The 16039-nt window shown below is 47.7% G+C and carries 16 protein-coding genes; 11 read left to right on the top strand and 5 right to left on the bottom strand.

Going from position 1 to position 16039, the window contains the following annotated elements; genetic code table 11:
* Positions 1 to 246: 246 nt before the first annotated feature.
* The 3 genes from H6G00_RS14170 to H6G00_RS14160 all read right to left on the bottom strand — a co-directional run bounded on the left by H6G00_RS14170 (position 247) and on the right by H6G00_RS14160 (position 3222).
* Positions 247 to 1221, bottom strand: coding sequence for a TIGR03885 family FMN-dependent LLM class oxidoreductase (locus H6G00_RS14170; RefSeq protein WP_190797233.1), 975 nt, complete (start codon positions 1219 to 1221; stop codon positions 247 to 249).
* Positions 1222 to 1305: 84 nt separating this feature from the next.
* Positions 1306 to 1560 carry a hypothetical protein gene (locus H6G00_RS14165; protein ID WP_190642956.1) on the bottom strand — a complete coding sequence of 85 codons (255 nt, stop codon included), beginning with the start codon at positions 1558 to 1560 and terminating at the stop codon, positions 1306 to 1308.
* 258 nt (positions 1561 to 1818) lie between these two features.
* Positions 1819 to 3222, bottom strand: a complete 1404-nt coding sequence (locus H6G00_RS14160; RefSeq protein ID WP_190642957.1) for a sugar porter family MFS transporter — start codon at positions 3220 to 3222, stop codon at positions 1819 to 1821.
* 249 nt (positions 3223 to 3471) lie between these two features.
* Between H6G00_RS14160 and H6G00_RS14155 the strand changes: the two genes are divergently transcribed.
* The 3 genes from H6G00_RS14155 (at position 3472) to H6G00_RS14145 (ending at position 7523) form a co-directional block, all read left to right on the top strand.
* Positions 3472 to 4884 (top strand): ATP-binding protein, encoded by a 1413-nt coding sequence (locus H6G00_RS14155; protein WP_190797232.1) that lies wholly within the window; start codon positions 3472 to 3474, stop codon positions 4882 to 4884.
* A 134-nt stretch (positions 4885 to 5018) separates the two neighbouring features.
* Entirely contained in the window at positions 5019 to 6644 is a 1626-nt protein-coding gene (locus H6G00_RS14150; RefSeq protein ID WP_190797231.1) for a tetratricopeptide repeat protein, read from the top strand.
* Positions 6645 to 6857: 213 nt separating this feature from the next.
* Positions 6858 to 7523, top strand: a complete 666-nt coding sequence (locus H6G00_RS14145; RefSeq protein ID WP_190642960.1) for a DUF2834 domain-containing protein — start codon at positions 6858 to 6860, stop codon at positions 7521 to 7523.
* Positions 7524 to 7722: 199 nt separating this feature from the next.
* On the opposite strand, the gene H6G00_RS14140 is transcribed toward H6G00_RS14145, so the two are convergent.
* Positions 7723 to 9228 (bottom strand): MBOAT family protein, encoded by a 1506-nt coding sequence (locus H6G00_RS14140; protein WP_190797230.1) that lies wholly within the window; start codon positions 9226 to 9228, stop codon positions 7723 to 7725.
* 259 nt (positions 9229 to 9487) lie between these two features.
* Here H6G00_RS14140 and H6G00_RS14135 point away from each other — a divergent pair, with 259 nt between their 5' ends.
* From H6G00_RS14135 to H6G00_RS14125, 3 genes are all read left to right on the top strand, one after another.
* Complete coding sequence (locus tag H6G00_RS14135; protein WP_190797229.1) at positions 9488 to 9664, top strand: hypothetical protein; 177 nt, start codon at positions 9488 to 9490, stop codon at positions 9662 to 9664.
* Positions 9665 to 9936: 272 nt separating this feature from the next.
* Positions 9937 to 10206, top strand: coding sequence for a hypothetical protein (locus H6G00_RS14130; protein WP_190685104.1), 270 nt, complete (start codon positions 9937 to 9939; stop codon positions 10204 to 10206).
* Positions 10207 to 11219: 1013 nt separating this feature from the next.
* On the top strand, positions 11220 to 12203 hold the full coding sequence (locus H6G00_RS14125; RefSeq protein WP_190797228.1) for a dienelactone hydrolase: 984 nt from the start codon (positions 11220 to 11222) through the stop codon (positions 12201 to 12203).
* A 66-nt stretch (positions 12204 to 12269) separates the two neighbouring features.
* On the opposite strand, the gene H6G00_RS14120 is transcribed toward H6G00_RS14125, so the two are convergent.
* Positions 12270 to 12848, bottom strand: coding sequence for a TetR/AcrR family transcriptional regulator (locus H6G00_RS14120; protein ID WP_190797227.1), 579 nt, complete (start codon positions 12846 to 12848; stop codon positions 12270 to 12272).
* A 59-nt stretch (positions 12849 to 12907) separates the two neighbouring features.
* Between H6G00_RS14120 and H6G00_RS14115 the strand changes: the two genes are divergently transcribed.
* The 5 genes from H6G00_RS14115 (at position 12908) to H6G00_RS14095 (ending at position 15995) form a co-directional block, all read left to right on the top strand.
* Entirely contained in the window at positions 12908 to 13303 is a 396-nt protein-coding gene (locus H6G00_RS14115; protein WP_190797226.1) for a DUF6463 family protein, read from the top strand.
* A gap of 133 nt (positions 13304 to 13436) precedes the next feature.
* A complete protein-coding gene (locus H6G00_RS14110) occupies positions 13437 to 14108 on the top strand; it encodes an HAD family hydrolase (RefSeq protein WP_190797225.1) in 672 nt (223 codons plus the stop codon).
* A gap of 18 nt (positions 14109 to 14126) precedes the next feature.
* Positions 14127 to 14471, top strand: coding sequence for a gamma-glutamylcyclotransferase family protein (locus H6G00_RS14105; RefSeq protein ID WP_190797224.1), 345 nt, complete (start codon positions 14127 to 14129; stop codon positions 14469 to 14471).
* Positions 14472 to 14837: 366 nt separating this feature from the next.
* Positions 14838 to 15197: a methyltransferase domain-containing protein gene (locus H6G00_RS14100; RefSeq protein ID WP_199318478.1), complete on the top strand. Its 360-nt coding sequence runs from the start codon at positions 14838 to 14840 to the stop codon at positions 15195 to 15197.
* A gap of 267 nt (positions 15198 to 15464) precedes the next feature.
* Positions 15465 to 15995: a type IV pilin-like G/H family protein gene (locus H6G00_RS14095; protein WP_190797223.1), complete on the top strand. Its 531-nt coding sequence runs from the start codon at positions 15465 to 15467 to the stop codon at positions 15993 to 15995.
* Positions 15996 to 16039 lie beyond the last annotated feature (44 nt).

The following is a 16039-nucleotide window of genomic DNA, read 5'->3' as shown; positions in this document are numbered from 1 at the left end:
GCACAAGGTCATTCGTTGGGTCTTCGGGGTCTTGCATTCGCAGAAGCCCTTTGACCCCAAACTGACATAACTCCTCAACCTGCTTGACTTCAACCTACATGCACAGTATCTACCGATACCGCTACTCTACAGAGGGGGGGACTGATTTGATTTTTGTGTAAGTGCGGACAAAATGCTCACACCTACACAAAAATTTGAACACTCTCATAGAGGGGATGTTGTTTGTGGAATGTATCTAGTCAATACCTAGCCAACCGATACAGGCTGAAGTGCCGGAAGCACTTTCTCACCAAAGACTTCAATAAACTGTTGTTGTTCACGGTTGACGTTATGCAGTAACAGTTCGCTGAACCCCAACTCAATATCTTGTCTCAGCCAATCAATATGTTGCTGAGGGTCGGCAGAAATGCGAACGGATCCATCTAACTCATGGGGTTGCACAAATTGACCCGCAACCTCAAACTGACGAGGGGATTGCAGTTCTGTCATCAATACATTTTCAAAAATGTTACTGCGCCACTGTTCGTGAGCTTTTTGGCGGGCGGCTGTTTCATCTCGGTCATAGGAAAGTTGGACTTTCAGCAACATTGGTTTTCCGGCTCCACCACCTCGACAGAAAGCGTCTACCACTTCCTTAAGTTGGTCGGGTGGGCGCGAAATCGTGATCAGTCCATCAGCCCAACTACCCAGCCATTCTGCGGTTTTAGCGGTCACGGCTGCACCGATGATTAGCGGCGGAGTATCAGGACGGGAATAAAGTTTGGCTTCTTCAACACAGACTAGTCCGCGGTGAGTTACGGTTTCGCCCGCCCAGAGCGATCGCATGATATCCACACATTCTTTGAGCCGAGTATTGCGATCGCTTTTGATCGGCCACTTATCGCCTGTGATCGTTTCGTTGAGCGCCTGTCCGCTACCAGCCGTGATCCAGAAGCGATCGGGAAACATCTCAGCTAGAGTTGCTGAGGCCTGAGCAATAATTGCAGGATGATATCGCTGCCCAGGCGCACAAACTACTCGATAGGAAAGGTTTGTTGCCTGCATAGCTGCCCCTAGCCACGACCAGGCAAAACCACTTTGTCCTTGCTGCTCAGTCCAAGGATGAAAGTGATCAGAGGAAAGAGCATGGGTAAAGCCTACTTGCTCTGCCAGTTGCACGTACTTCAGCAGTTCACTCGGCTTGAACTGTTCATGGGAAGCATGGTAGCCAATCTTTACCATAAGAATTTTTCCTGCTCGTGGTATTTAGTGAGGGCAGCTTTACTACCTTATTTCGCACGAGCATGGATAAAAATTCATCGGTTGTTAGGCATAAACCTTTTCCAGGTTTAACGGACACTGAGGTCTTAAAGGATTGTCTTCCATCGGTGGCTGAGCAATCACGCGCAGCTCATGGGGATAGCGGGGATGTGAATCATTCACCAACCAGATGGGCGGCACCATCATTGCCTCGTAATCGGCGATTGTATCAAAGGTGCCAGGTTGGGCTTTTAATTCAACGATTTGCCCCGGTCTATATTCAAATGCTTCTTCCCAATCTAAATCTGCCCCAGAATTCATAACCGTTATAAATAGTATTATCTTATACGGATTGTAAGGCTTGTTTATCGTTTAGGCAATATTCTGTAGCTATAGATACAATTTTTAATCGCGTTGAGAACACCGCAAATTCGATGCTTGGAGTTTTTAGGGTGTTTGCAAAATACCTCTACAGGAGGAATAAATATCCGTCGCTAAGATACGTTTTGCATAGGGGCGGTTCGCGAACCGCCCCTTGTATCTTCAGAAGTAGGTAACCCTTCACGGAAATTTCCTTCGCTACATTTGTTCTAGCTCTTTGCCCTTGGTTTCTTTGACCAGGAGGAGCACAAAGAAAAATGAGATAGCAGCAGCGATGGTATACAAACCATAGGCAGTGCCCAAGCCAAAGGACTCCAATAGGGGAGGGAAGGTCGTTGATACGAGGAAGTTGGCAATCCACTGCACGGCAGCACAAACAGACAGAGCGATCGCCCGTATTTTGTTATTAAACATTTCTCCCAGCAAGACCCAGACAATTGGACCCCAAGAAAACCCAAAGCAGAACACATAGGCATTGGCTGCAACCAGGGCGATAAGTCCTGACGTATCGCTCAGAGCCGGATTGCCTGCGGCATCAACAGGCGCATTGCCAAACAAAGCAGCGAGTGTTCCTAGGGTGAGAAACATGCCAATGGAGCCGATCAGTAGTAGCGGTCTTCGACCAAATTTATCGACAAAGGCGATCGCAATTAGCGTCGTCACAATATTAGTGACAGACGTAATCACCGTTATCCAAAGTGAATCTGCCTCTGTAAAGCCAACCGATCGCCACAGCACGCTGCTGTAGTAAAAGATGACGTTAATTCCGACAAACTGTTGAAAGATTGATAGTCCCATTCCCAACCAGACAATGGGCAACAGTCCACCGCTGCGACTCACTAAGTCTGAGAACTTAGATTTACGCTCTCGCATCACCGTTTGCTGGATATCACGCACCTTCTGCAAGATGTCTCCTTTCTCAATCTTGGAGAGAACCTGAATGGCTTCTGACTCTCTGTGCTGAGCCACCAAATAACGAGGCGACTCTGGAATTCGCAACGCCGCTATGCCATAGAGAACTGCCGGGGGAATTTCTGTCCAAAACATCCAGCGCCAGGCTGTAACGCCAAACCAGAACGGTGACTCAGCCGACCCTGCTCCGACTGCAATAAAGTAGTCACACAGCAGAGCAATAAAAATTCCAACCACAATGGCAAGCTGTTGCAGAGAACCCATTCTGCCGCGCCATGCAGCAGGCGAGACTTCTGCAATGTAGGCAGGGGCAATCACGCTAGCTGCGCCAACCGCAGCCCCTCCTAAAATTCGCCAAAAAATAAAGTCCCAAATTCCAAATGCCAGTCCAGATCCAATGGCGCTCACGGTAAATAATATGGAAGCGATGATCATCGCTTTGACTCGACCCAACCGATCTGAAATGTGTCCAGCGTAAAATGCCCCAACGGCTGATCCTAAAAGTGCTAGAGAGACAGCAAGCCCGATCTGTACGCTGTTTGCACCAAAGGCGGTTTGTATCGCTGCAACCGCACCATTGATCACTGCCGTATCAAAACCAAATAGAAAACCACCCAGCGCAGCAGAACCACAGATCAAGGTAACGAAAGATCGGCTCCGTCGGGCAACAGGTTCTTGTAGAGAAGTCATGGCTATATCTTTAGATAGGTAAATTGCTCAAAAAGATGAGGAATTAGATAGTTTAGAGCTAAAATGTTTGAATTCAAACAAACCGCTGGAAGTTCACTCAGCAAGAACTTTTGGGAACTTGCAAAACGGTATAAGGCTCCAACCATTAGCAGATTAAACTTTTGCAATGACGTTTCTCATCTGTCTTAGCGCAGGATTTCTCGCGGTTTCATGAAGTAAGCTGGGCTTAGCTCAATCTGAGGTGCTGTGATGACTGACATCAAAGAGATGTTGCGCCAGGTGTCACTGTTTGCCCATTTGCCCGATCAACAGTTGCAGTGGCTCGCTGAGCAGGGTACTGAAGTTTGGCTAGAGCCAGGAGAGTTGATTGCCGCTCAGGGAAGCCCGGCGGATGGCTTTTATGTGATTTTGCAGGGAGAAACCACCTGGACAAAAGAAGTGCAGGGGGAATCGGCTCATGCAGTGACGTTAGGCAAGGGAGACGTTTTTGCAGAACTGATTTTGCTGTTAGATGAAGCCTATCCCACAACAGGGCGAACCGTAACCCGTGTGCATCTCTACAAGTTGACTCCGGAGGGCTTCTGGGAAATGCTGAGAATCTGTCCGTCGATCTTCCGCAGCATTTTAAAAATTTCGGCGCAGCGATCGCAAATTCACGAGTCGGTCACTCAGCAGCAGGCTAAGCTGATTTCCCTTGGGACCCTCTCTGCGGGGCTAGCCCATGAGCTAAACAACCCAGCAGCAGCGGTTAAACGGAATGTATTTTACCTGGAAGAGGTGTTGCAAAAACTCCCTAACCTGGCGCTCAAGCTACACGAGCAGCCGATGACGGCAGACCGGATTAAGTTTTTGAGCGACCTATATCTTCAGGCGACAGAGTCCGCTAAGCAGGGCTGTCTGTTTGACCCGATCGCCCAAAGTGAAGCAGAAGATGCGATCGCCGATTGGCTAGAAGCCCATGATGTCGAGAATGGCTGGAAACTTGCCCCAATGCTAGTCACGGCTAATCTACACCCAGAGCGGCTAGATGAAATCATGACGCACATCGAGCCAGACTGTTTGGGCAGCGTTTTGACCTGGCTAGAAGCAACGCTGACTGGAATCAAGCTTTTAGAAGACATTAAGCTTGGTTCAACCCGCATGTCTGAACTGGTGACAGCGATGAAAAGCTATTCCTACATGGATCAGGCACAGCTTCAAGAGTTGGATATACATGAGGGCATTAACAATACACTCACTATCCTGAAACATAAGTTGAAATATGGAATGACGGTCAAACGTGAGTACGGTGACTTACCTAAAATTTGTGCCTACGGACCTCAGCTAAACCAGGTGTGGACAAATTTGATTGATAATGCCGTCGATGCAACTCAGGGAAAGGGACATCTGTGGATTCGCACTGCGCTAGAGGGCGATCGCGTCCTGATTGAGATTGCTGATGACGGAGGGGGCATTCCTGCTGATATCCAACCCCGCATATTTGAACAGTTTTTTACCACAAAAGAAGTTGGCAAAGGCACAGGGTTAGGACTAGACATCGTTCGCCGCGTTGTCGTCGGTCAACACAAGGGTGATGTTCACTTTGAGTCAAAGCCTGGGGATACACGCTTTCAGGTGCGCCTGCCTCTTCGCCCACCCAAAAGTGCTGCTCCCAGCAATTAGGATACTGCACTCAATACGTAAATCCTGTTTCTGCAATTGAATCTACTGTATATGTCCAAATGCTTTGGGGTTTAGGTAACTAACTGTACTTTATCCCAGATGTATGTACACATTAGACAACCAAGGGCTGAAACATGGTAGCGCGGCGCGGCGAAGATCTACAGTTTGATTTGACATTGGATTTTCGTAAGGCAGTTTTGGGTGGAGAAGAAATAATTCGGATTCGCCATTTAGAAAGGTGCCATGCTTGTGAAGGTTCTGGGCAACGACGAAGCATTGGCAGTTGGCTAGGAATGCAGCCAGGTATCTGTAATACCTGTGGGGAAAGTGGTCGAACTGCGATCGCCAAAAACTTGACGATTACTATTCCAGCAGGGGTTGATCAGGGGACTCGTCTCAGAGTTTCACGAGAAGGAGATGTTGGAGAAAATGGTGGTGAAGCTGGTGATTTGTATGTTTACCTGTTTGTGAGTCCACATCCTGAATTTCAGCGGGAGGGAACCCACTTATCATCAGAAGTGACGATTAGCGCTCAACAAGCGCTCTCTGGATGCGGCATACAGGTCAACACCCTTGATGGAGCGACAACGTTGACTATCCCTCCACAAACCCAGCCCAACACGGTCTTCACCTTGCAGAACCGAGGGGTTCCCACACTAGGTAATCCTGGGCAACGCGGTAACCATGAGGTGACGGTCAAAATTGACCAACAGTCCAACCCCTTGTGGAGTAAACCTGATTTCTCTGACTCAACTGACCTGGATGGAAGATCCTATCTTCCGTCAAAAGTTCCTCCAGAAACTCCAAACAATCTCCTGAATCAAGGCGTTGAGAAGTTTAAGCGTGAGGATTATCGAGGAGCGATCGCTGATCTCCGACAAGCGATCGCATTAGATCCTAATTTTGCATTAGCGTACTCTGCCTGGGGCAACGTTTGTATCGCGATGCAGGACTACCAGAGTGCGATCGCCTGCTTTGCTCAGGCTATTCAGCTTACTCCTGATCTGGTTGAAGCTTATGGTAGCCGTGGACTGGCGTATTATCTTTTGGGCGATCGACAACGAGCATTAGAGGAGTTAACTTACAGCATTCAAATTGATCCCTCGTTAGCTAACTCTTACTACACACGAGGGCAAATCAACCTGGAACTCGATCATATTCCCCAAGCTTTAGCGGATTTTGAGAGTGCGATCGATCTGTGTCTTTCAACTGAAACTTGTTATCTAGCCGACGATGCGCTACCTCGAATTCAAAATCACTATCGCTCAGGAATTGCCTCCAGGCACTCACCAGTTGAGCCGTTGATTCAACAAGCAGCCGAGGCGCAGAATGCAGAAAACTTCCAGCAAGCGCTCAGTTACCTCACTGAGGCAATTCAGTTAGAACCAGAACTGGCTGATTTATATTACTATCGCAGCGCAGCCTATCAAGGATTGGGGCAGAGGCAATATGCGCTGGCAGATTTATCTCAGGCAATTCAACTCAATCCTAGAGTTGCTGACTATTACTACAACCGGGGCGGAATGTACTTTGACATGAAAAATGACGCCTGCATTGCTGACTTCAACCAGGTGATCAAGCTTGACCCCTACCTAGCTGAGGCACACTTCAACCTCGGCAGTTTTTATGTTAATCAGGGCAGGAAGCAGGATGGGCTGCCTAACATTCAACGAGCGGCAGAGTTATTTCAGCAACGAGGAGACAGGCAGAGCTATGAGCAAGTTGTTCATGTAATAAATCAAGTCGCTACTTTGATATGATGACTGCAATTCTGATTACATAGCAGCGCTACACGCATACTTTAGAGATACGCAAACCCTTAGCTGCCTGAATTGCAGCTAAGGGTTGCTTCTACTACCTAGAGTTGCTCTGAAGTGCAGTCAAGAATATCCTCCTCCTACGCCTTCTCACCCCCGCTGAATCTTGCTATAGATGAGAGTGTGTAACGATCATTGGAGATAAAAGCGAGGGCTATGGTTAGAAGGATTGCGTTTTGGTTGCTGTGGGCGGGTTTTTCTGCCTATGCTTTTTTGCTGGCTCCGCCCAATCAGCCAGATACGTTTGCGTTAATCAAAGATCTCTCTACTGGACAGTGGGATGGCATTAATCCACTGGTGATTGCTTTGTTTAACATCATGGGCGTTTTGCCAATGCTCTACGCTTGTCTAGTGTTTATTGACGGCAGAGGGCAAAAGGTTCCAGCTTGGCTGTTTGCGTCGGCTTCGTTTGGTGTAGGCGCGTTTGCTCTGTTGCCTTATCTGGCTTTACGGAAACCCAATCCAACTTTCGTCGGTGAGAAGAATGCTTTACTCAAACCGCTCGATTCTCGCTGGACAGCGTTGGCGCTGGCGTTAGGAGCGATCGCCCTCCTCACTTACGGTCTAACTGCCGGAGACTGGAGCAATTTCATTCAACAGTGGCAAACCGATCGCTTTATCCACGTCATGAGCCTAGATTTTTGTATGCTCTGTCTGCTATTTCCAGCACTGATTGGTGACGATATGGCACGACGGGGTTTGCAGGATAAGCGAATTTTTTGGGCAGTGGCACTGGTGCCATTGCTGGGGGCGATCGCCTATCTCGTGCTGCGTCCACCATTGGAGACTGCTCCAGAGCGCGAATTGTCGCCCCAAAGTTAAATATTGGGATGTCAGGTCTCGCACTTCAACCCAAGACCTTAAGCTTGACAGCTACTACTTATACCAAACTCGTCTGTAGAATAGCGGCAGCTGTTGGGGCGAAGCATTCGGTCGCAATCCCTGCCACTGAAGCACAATTCTTTTGCCGAGTGCTTCGTCCTTACACCAAATAGTGCTTCTTTACAGAACGGATTCCGCATTAGAAATCAAAATAGATGTAAGGCGCAGCCTCATTTGGAGCTAGCAGCCACGCGGCAAATAGGCAAATTGGCACCAGCAGAATTTTGACTGACCAGTTTAACTGCACTTTTAGCCCTCGCTGAATCAGGTAGGCGATCGCCATTCCCACCACGATCAGTAAGAGTAGAAAAGTGATTTGGAGGCGATTGCTCCCTAATGCTTCTGCGTAAATCTTTTGAGCAAATTGAGCGTCTGCTGGATGTCCCCAGAGCCGCTGTACGACCAGACTCGACTCACGCAGGTCAGGCAGACGGAAGAAAATCCACGAGGTGAACACCATAAATTGTGTGAGTGCCCAGGCCGTTACTGTTCCGGGGAGGCTTTGCCACCAGTTCTTGAGCGCTGGGAGTCGTTGAGACTGCGCCTCGGTTAGCCGATGCACAACGAGCGCTAGACCGTGCAGCAATCCCCACACCACAAAACCCCAGGCGGCTCCGTGCCAGATTCCGGCAATCAACATGACGATCGCCAGATTTACACAAGTCCGGATTAGGTTCTTGCGCGAACCGCCCAGTGGAAAGTAAAGATAGTTGCGGAGCCAGTCGCCCAGGGTAATATGCCAGCGTCGCCAAAAGTCAGCAATACTGGTGGAAAAGTAGGGGAAGTTAAAGTTTTGCGGTAGCTCAAATCCCAGCAGAATAGCGCTACCCCGCGCCACATCCACATAGCCGCTAAAGTCGAGATAAAGCTGTAAGCCATAGGCAAAGGTCGCTAGCCACAGGTCGCCGCTGCCCGCCCGCTGGAGGTTGTTGAAGCTGAGGTCAACCAGAGTGCCGATGTGGTCGGCTAGCAGCAGTTTTTTCACCGCACCGCAAGCAATTAGCCAGAGTCCTTCGACGATTTGGTTGGGCGGCGGAAATTTCAGCGTCTTGATCTGGTCTGCCAGGGGATGGAATCGGGTGATCGGGCCGGAAATCAGTTTTGGAAAGAATAGCTTGTAGCTGGAAAACAGCAGAAAACTACGGGTCGGTGGCGCACCGCGATAGATGTCTACGAGATACGCGATGCATTCAAAGGTGAAGAAGCTGATTCCTAGTGGGGCGATGAGGCGATCGCCAATCCAGGCGGCATTCTCCTGGGCTACGGGTAGATTCAACACTGCGCCTACCGAAGACACCAGGAACGGCACATACTTAAAGCTCACTAGCAGCAAGACGTTCAGAAAAACGCCTATACACAGAAGCTTTAAGCGGCGATTGTTCCAATCTTGTTGGGCTATCTGCCAGTCCTCGTCCTCGCCTTCGGGAGCGCGCCAGTCGCGTGGGGCAGCGATCGCCCGTCCCAGCCAAAAGTTGAGCAGCGTCATTAATAGCAGCAGCGGCACATACTGGAGCTGCAGCGAACTGTAAAAGACCAGGCTGGCAACCAGCAGAATCAGTAACTTGAGCGATCGCGCCTCTAGTGACCAGTAGATGCCCAGAACGCTCAGCAGAAAAATGCCGTAAAGGATTGAGAGAAAAGTCATAGGTTCAGAGCAAACACCCCTGTAAAGCCAGGTCGTTATGACAACCGTATTCAGGATGACTGCAATCGCTAATAAAAGTCCTTACAGTCTTGCCAGTATAGTCCCGTCTGTAAATTAAACATCCATTTTATGGCACTGTGTGCCTGGATCGAGCAGCTGTGTAGAGAAGCTTCCCTACACAGGATTTCTTTGAAAAATGGCTCTGTAGGACAGACCAACCCAAGTTTTTCTCGCTCCTAATTCACTGCAAATTTGACCTATGACAGCAACTAAAACCTGGGAAACAGAACTGTTTTGGGGTCTGGGCTATGAGTTTGATCCGCAGTGGCTATTGACTCCGGCACAGCAGGCACTACAGGCAAAGCTGATTGACCTGTACGCGACGGTGCTGCAACCGAATGCGATCGCTTCCCTTCTCTCTCAAAAAAATCCGTAGTCTGTCACCTTGACTAAATACCGTTTGCTCAGATATGCTCTCACGTTAAGGTTGTCAATTTTACGCACAGACAGCCCTACACTACCCAAAGACCTAGCGCTACCCAAGGCTGCGGCAACAGCCTTGAGCAGCTAACCCCCAAACTGTACCGAGCAGTCTGGCGGCTAACGGTGAATTTTAACACTCCCTTAGCCACCCCGACTTGTCGTGTCAAAAAAAGCGGGGTGGCTAGGTTTTTAGGGTTTCCTCAAAAACCTTAAGGAGTACAACTCATGTCTCAATGTTTTTTGGAATCTCCCAACGCCCCGACTGTTGAGAGAGAAGTTTCTGCCCTTCAGAATAGTGAGCGCGATTACCCCATAGGGGGAACTGCTTCGCATCGCCTGCGAGTTCTGATCATCGGTTCTCGTGATGGCGTAATAGAAACCATTCACGACCTGCATCGACGTGGCTTTGCCCAAGTGGGAATGTGGAGTCCGTTGTTACCTGCTCCTAGTTCTGGTGAGGTAATGAGTATTTTGACCCGCGATCGAAGAAGGTAAGAAAAGAGGGAGGAGAGGGGGCGATCGCCCTCTCTCCTTTATCCATCCAACGAACTTCTTGCTCCACGTCCACTCCAATTGAGCTTGAGCAGATCGCGGAATCTTGCTGTAAATCCTCCTCAGATCAGGGAGATCCGTAGCAAGGCTGCTGTAGATCGACCCCTTGTTAGCAAATCTACAGCAAAGTAGTCGTTGCTCTATCCAAATTTGGGCAGATCTACAGCAAAGCTCCGTACAATAAGTTGTTAGATAACCTTAACTTGTTACATCTTAACCAAGCCACATTACTTCCAAATCCAATGAGGTAGGATTTGAATGAATACTTTCCTGAAGTGGGAATGCTGAAATTAATGTTGCTTAAGCACTTAATAAAAGGCTTCCAAGTTCATGTTGATATATGTTGGTGACGGTCGAGATGTAATTAAAAGGATTAGAAACAACCATTTGAAGGGTAATGTTGAAGCTTCAAGTACGAATACGAATAGCTTTGCCAGAACCCGAGAAAGGAGAAAGCATTGTTTCTGCATATCTAAGTGGTGGTCTGTGGCAATACATTATTTGTGACTCATATGAGGAAGCAAATGCCTTTCAGTGGTACGTAATAGAAAAGCTAGAACCTCGTCTAAATAAAGATCGTCGGAGTTGGGATACTAGCAGATTGTCTAAATTTGAAATACTACTGCACAACCTACAAAATAGCCAGTTCTATGAGTTTGGTGGGCTTGCTGGTTTAATTTCTGGTGCTGGAGTATATGCTTTTCACCATCATCAATATCCTACGACCAGCTAATAGTTTGGATGCAACGGATTAACCGAAGCCGCTTAGGTTCGGTTCAAAGACCCTGGAACTGCTGACCCGAACCGTTAGCGGTCACAAAGTCATATCGTTTGTTGGAGGTAAGCAGCGACCTGGAAACAAAATAATTGCTCAAACTGATCGTAAAGCCCCTCTAAAGGGGGATGCTTTAGAGGAGCATTAAAGCCACGTTGGTTTGAGTAGCAAGATCAATATTATGAATGTACGAGCATTTTTCCGAGCCGCTACAGTTGAAGATGCTGCCCCTCCTTACAACAACATTCAACTGAAGGTTTTCTACCCCGCCCAGTTGACAGGTAGCGACCAGGAGCAGGACATAGGCATTGTTCCTGCTGATGCTCAACACTCCCCCTTCAAGGTCGTTATTCTTTTCAACGGTATCAATTGCGGTCCTGAACTGTATCAATGGCTGGCTGTTAAGTTGGCAAAGCGTGGATTAGTGGTCGTTACATTTTCCTGGATTGCCGAAAATCTACCTGGAATGGTGGCGCTTACTCCTGGGGTTGACATTAATATGCTGACTCCAGCTATGTATGGTACAGCTCCGACGGCTTCTGCTTTACCGACTTTGCTAAGGGAGCTAGAGAGGCTCCAGGGTGAAGGGGTGCTGGCGGGTCTGCTCGACTTAAATGGTGTCATTCTGGGAGGACATTCTGCTGGGGGCAGGGTTGCAATTGAAAGCGCAGATTCACGCTTTTTTCCATCTGTTGTCGCTGCTTTCGCCTATGGCGCTCATACAGCAGCGATTACCCAGTTAGGTTATGCAGCAGGCACGATCCTATCTCTACCAGATTCCTTACCCCTCCTACTAATCGGGGGAACTCGTGATGGAGTTATTGCCAATAGTAGCCATCGCTATGGAGTGGGTTGGGAAGAAGCTACAACACCAGTTAAGCTGACCTTTCAAGAGGCGATCGCGGGTGGCAGAAGTGACAGTTATTTGCTGCTTCTAGAAGGAGCCAACCATTTTTCGATTGCCGATCCATTCGATTTCACAACAGGCAGACCATTTCTAGACTTTCCAGCTACCCAATCAGAAGAACAACTGCGGGACTTAATGGCGGAGGCGATTGCCATGTTCATCGATGCTCATGTTCGTGACGAGGCAACAGCCCTTGAATCTCTCAATCAACTATTAGCGTCTAACAATCCTTTGATTGCATCATTTGAGTGCAAGTAATTTGTAGTTTCAAGTCTGGTAGGTTGAGATTGGGTGGCTTTCGGTTATCAGTAGCGACTGTACCTATCAATCTCGTCGGGTGAGAATAAGATGCTGAAGCCGTACTTCAGCTAACCGTTCAGCTTGGTTAGTTCGGGTACTAACGGTAAACTCTCCAACCAAGGCGTAATAAACCATCCGAGCGCGTACCATTGCTTCAAAGGGTGTAAAGCCTAGTTCTAAAAACAAAGTTTTGGTATAGCTCAAACGCCGCTGGTCAACTTGCTCAAGTAGCAACGCAACCTTAGAATCGTTCGCTGCCCAAGATCGAATTGCGTGTTCGACCTGACCATCATCTTGAATCGCCAGTTCAAACAAGTGGAGCAGTTTTGTTGAAGCATCACCGCCCTCCACTTCAACTTGCTCAATAATGCTGTCTGTTTCACGACTGACCCAATCCTGTAAGATCGCCTCCAAAAGCTCTTCTCGATTTTTGAAATGCCAGTAGAAACTACCTTTTGTCACATTCAGCAGTTGAGCGATTGGCTCAACTCGCACTGACTCCACTCCTTTTTCTGCTAAAACCTTTAGACCCAAATCAATCCAGTCTTGCTGTCCAAGCTTAGAACTCTCTTTTTTCTTGACTATACGGTAGCGTATTGACATCTACGTTATGTGAATCCTAACCTATAACCATACGGTAGCGTATGCAAGAGAGGATTGAGATGAAGATGCTTCAAGTGAGTGGATATTGGTTAATTTGTACAGGTGTTTTACATGCTTTAGTCACTGGATGGCAATTTGCTGACCCTTTAATGGATATTGTGCAGGCGGGTTGGTTTAATGCAGTTGCACCACATCCATTGGCTCCTTTTTATGACCGAGAAGATGTATTTTGGTGCATGATGATCACACCATTTCTTCTCTTAATTGGGCAATTGTGCTGTTGGGCGCATACAAACAACGTTCCCTTGCCAAATTTTCCTGGCTGGATTCTCCTTCTAACGGCTGTTGTTGGAATTACTCTTGAACCAATTTCAGGACTTTGGCTCATCATTCCTCCAGCGCTATTGATTCTAGCTAATTCGCATAATCAGGAATCGTTAGGAAAAGCGCTATAGCGCTTTTCCTAACGCGATATCACATAGCAGCTAACAATCGTCCTGCAAACGTAGCAGCTTCTGAACACGGTCGTTGGTTGTTTCGTTTCGGTCGTGGGAGCATAGTTAGAAATAGTTGTTGGGAGTTCGATGGATGGTTGAAGCAGTTCTTTTCGATCTCGATGGAACGTTGCTCGATCGGGATACATCAATTCAGCGATTTATTGCAGCCCAATATGGCAGACTCGGCAACTACTTAAGCCACATTCCTAAAGCCGATTACGTTAGCAGATTCATCGAACTAGACTGTCATGGTCATGTTTGGAAAGATGAAGTTTATCAAGAACTGGTTGCAGAGTTTGGGGTAAGAGGTTTAGGTTGGCAGGCGTTACTTCAGGATTACGAGACACAGTTTCAGGCTCATTGTGTTCCATTTCCTTTTCTCGTTGAAGTGCTAAGTGAATTGAAGCAGCAAGGCTACTTGTTGGGCATCGTGAGTAATGGTTTAGGAACGTTTCAAACTCGTGCGATTGAAGGATTGGGAATTCAAGATTACTTTGAGGTGATCTTAATTTCTGAGATTGAGCAAGTGAGAAAACCACAAGCAGAAATTTTCCACAGAGCCGTGAAGCAATTGGGAGTAACTTCTGAGAGGAGTGTGTTTATTGGGGATCATCCTGAAGCGGATATTATGGGTGCAAAGAATGCTGGAATGAGAGCGATTTGGAAACGGAGTTTGAACTGGGAGGAGGCAAAAGGAGCAGATGCAATCATCAATGAACTCAATGAAGTTCCCTTCGTTCTTCAGCAGTTTGAGAGTAGTTGACAACAGGCAATAATTCCAATGCACCACCGACTTTTCGTTTACGGAACGCTCGCTCCAGGTCGACCCAATGAACACGTTCTAGCGGATGTTCCGAGAGAGTGGGAGCCAGCAACTGTCACTGACATGTTGCTTCCAGAAGGCTGGGGTGCAGCGGTTGGCTACCCAGGCATTGTCTTGGATAAGGATGGCGACGGAATTGAAGGTTTTCTCTTTAGCTCCGAGAGGTTGACTGAGCACTGGACTCGCCTGGATCAGTTTGAGGGTCAAGGTTATGAGCGTGTCCTAACGACAGCGAAGCTCAAAGACAGAACCACTGTGGATACCTACATCTACAAGCTCGGCACAAAGCTTTTGCACTCGTAGATCAGGACAATTGGCATAACTGTAACTTTCCAGTGCGATCGCCATCTCACAGGGTGCGTAACAACACGCTTTTAACTTTGTGTAGCTACAGTCAGAATCACTGTTGAACATTCAAGCATTATGAGTTGGTGCGTTTGCTTAGCAGCAACGCACCCTACCTTGACTACTCCAACACCACAAGCCCATCTAGCGCAAAGGTTTGTGAATTTTTGAGACTATGGAGGGCGCAGATAGTCTCAAGGAGTTTCTGCGTATCTCGAAGGGTTAATACTTCCATGATGCGAATCAGCCTTTAACGAAGTGCGATCGCCAATAGCAGAACACTATGTATAGTAATATACTTCGGTTGCTTGTAGAAGAAATATCATGAGTAGCATTCATCTTGCCCATTTTTGCCAACCGTTAATAGGGTTGCCCGAGATATGTAACTCTCAACACATGGTCATTATTCCATTGGGATACCAGGCAGTTGATGCAGAACTGATCTTAGAGGGTCCACCTGCAGCATTTGATCTAGTACTGGCAAGACTTGCACTCCACTATGTTGCTGACCTTGCACCAGTTTTCACCAATATCTTCCGTACACTCGCTGCTGGAGCACAGTTTGTCTTTTCGGTTGGACATCCCGTGATCACATCATGCGATCGGGGTTGGGTCGATGGAACGCCCCGTCAAGATTGGGTGGTTGACAACTACTTTTCAACCGGAGTAAGGGTTACCGATTGATTGGGGAATACTGTACAAAAATATCATCGCACCATTGAAGACTATTTTCATCTGCTTCAGACTGCAGGGCTTCGGGTTGAAGAACTGCGTGAAGCAAAGCCACAACGCAACCACTTTAACGACAGGCAAACGTATGAACGACGTAAGCGAATTCCACTTTTTCTTATCTTTTCTGCACGCAAGCCTATGTAATAGAGCATCTGTATAGGAACAGCTGTGTCTACTTTGAGATTCAGAAACTATCCAAATATTAAAATCAAAGAAATGATGAAAGCTTATCTTCTGCTACTCAGTTTAATCAGCACGGTAATCACTATCTCAGCCTGTACAAGTCAATCGGCATCAGAATCAGCAGCAGAGCCTGGGCAATTGTCAGATTTATCAGCATTGGAGTCTGCCGCCCTAGCAAACTTATCGATGATGATTAACGAACAATTCTCAATTTATGACACCCAAGTAAAATTCTCTGCCACGGGCGGAGAATTTAGGGAAGGACTTCCCCCCTCAGACGATAACTACAGCTACCAAATCGCTCAAGTAACACCAACGAAGGTTTACATGACGGCTATAGCTAATCAATCTAACCTCCGTAGTTTATCTGCTCAGATTTTTGTTATTCCTGAAGCTAGTCGGGCTCTAGCCTATAGCAACAGCCCAATTAGTGGCTCTATTTGTGTTACTAACACCCCTTCTCAATCTGCCCCAACTGAACCTACTGATGCTACTGTTGCCGAACCACCCTGCCCATCAGGGTCGTTTTCCGCTGGTGTGTTCTACCCCTATGGCGGCAACCAATGAAGCTAGGGCTTGGTTAGAGTAGCTGTCGAAAGCTCATTTGTCGT

Origin of the sequence: Leptolyngbya sp. FACHB-541 (assembly GCF_014695875.1) — a bacterium.
Classification (GTDB): domain Bacteria; phylum Cyanobacteriota; class Cyanobacteriia; order Elainellales; family Elainellaceae; genus JAAUTN01.
The sequence above is the reverse complement of the archived record's forward strand: the minus strand, read 5'-3'. Positions and strand labels throughout refer to the sequence as shown.

Bases quoted from the DNA above. Each gene is read 5' to 3' on its own strand.
- H6G00_RS14140 (WP_190797230.1), bottom strand. From the start codon at position 9,228: ATGACTTTTCTCTCAATCCTTTACGGCATTTTTCTGCTGAGCGTTCTG.
- H6G00_RS14155 (WP_190797232.1), top strand. From the start codon at position 3,472: ATGACTGACATCAAAGAGATGTTGCGCCAGGTGTCACTGTTTGCCCAT.
- H6G00_RS14160 (WP_190642957.1), bottom strand. From the start codon at position 3,222: ATGACTTCTCTACAAGAACCTGTTGCCCGACGGAGCCGATCTTTCGTT.
- H6G00_RS14170 (WP_190797233.1), bottom strand. From the start codon at position 1,221: ATGGTAAAGATTGGCTACCATGCTTCCCATGAACAGTTCAAGCCGAGT.
- H6G00_RS14095 (WP_190797223.1), top strand. From the start codon at position 15,465: ATGAAAGCTTATCTTCTGCTACTCAGTTTAATCAGCACGGTAATCACT.
- H6G00_RS14110 (WP_190797225.1), top strand. From the start codon at position 13,437: ATGGTTGAAGCAGTTCTTTTCGATCTCGATGGAACGTTGCTCGATCGG.
- H6G00_RS14135 (WP_190797229.1), top strand. From the start codon at position 9,488: ATGACAGCAACTAAAACCTGGGAAACAGAACTGTTTTGGGGTCTGGGC.
- H6G00_RS14115 (WP_190797226.1), top strand. From the start codon at position 12,908: ATGAAGATGCTTCAAGTGAGTGGATATTGGTTAATTTGTACAGGTGTT.
- H6G00_RS14120 (WP_190797227.1), bottom strand. From the start codon at position 12,848: ATGTCAATACGCTACCGTATAGTCAAGAAAAAAGAGAGTTCTAAGCTT.
- H6G00_RS14150 (WP_190797231.1), top strand. From the start codon at position 5,019: ATGGTAGCGCGGCGCGGCGAAGATCTACAGTTTGATTTGACATTGGAT.
- H6G00_RS14165 (WP_190642956.1), bottom strand. From the start codon at position 1,560: ATGAATTCTGGGGCAGATTTAGATTGGGAAGAAGCATTTGAATATAGA.
- H6G00_RS14130 (WP_190685104.1), top strand. From the start codon at position 9,937: ATGTCTCAATGTTTTTTGGAATCTCCCAACGCCCCGACTGTTGAGAGA.
- H6G00_RS14125 (WP_190797228.1), top strand. From the start codon at position 11,220: ATGAATGTACGAGCATTTTTCCGAGCCGCTACAGTTGAAGATGCTGCC.
- H6G00_RS14105 (WP_190797224.1), top strand. From the start codon at position 14,127: ATGCACCACCGACTTTTCGTTTACGGAACGCTCGCTCCAGGTCGACCC.
- H6G00_RS14145 (WP_190642960.1), top strand. From the start codon at position 6,858: ATGGTTAGAAGGATTGCGTTTTGGTTGCTGTGGGCGGGTTTTTCTGCC.
- H6G00_RS14100 (WP_199318478.1), top strand. From the start codon at position 14,838: ATGAGTAGCATTCATCTTGCCCATTTTTGCCAACCGTTAATAGGGTTG.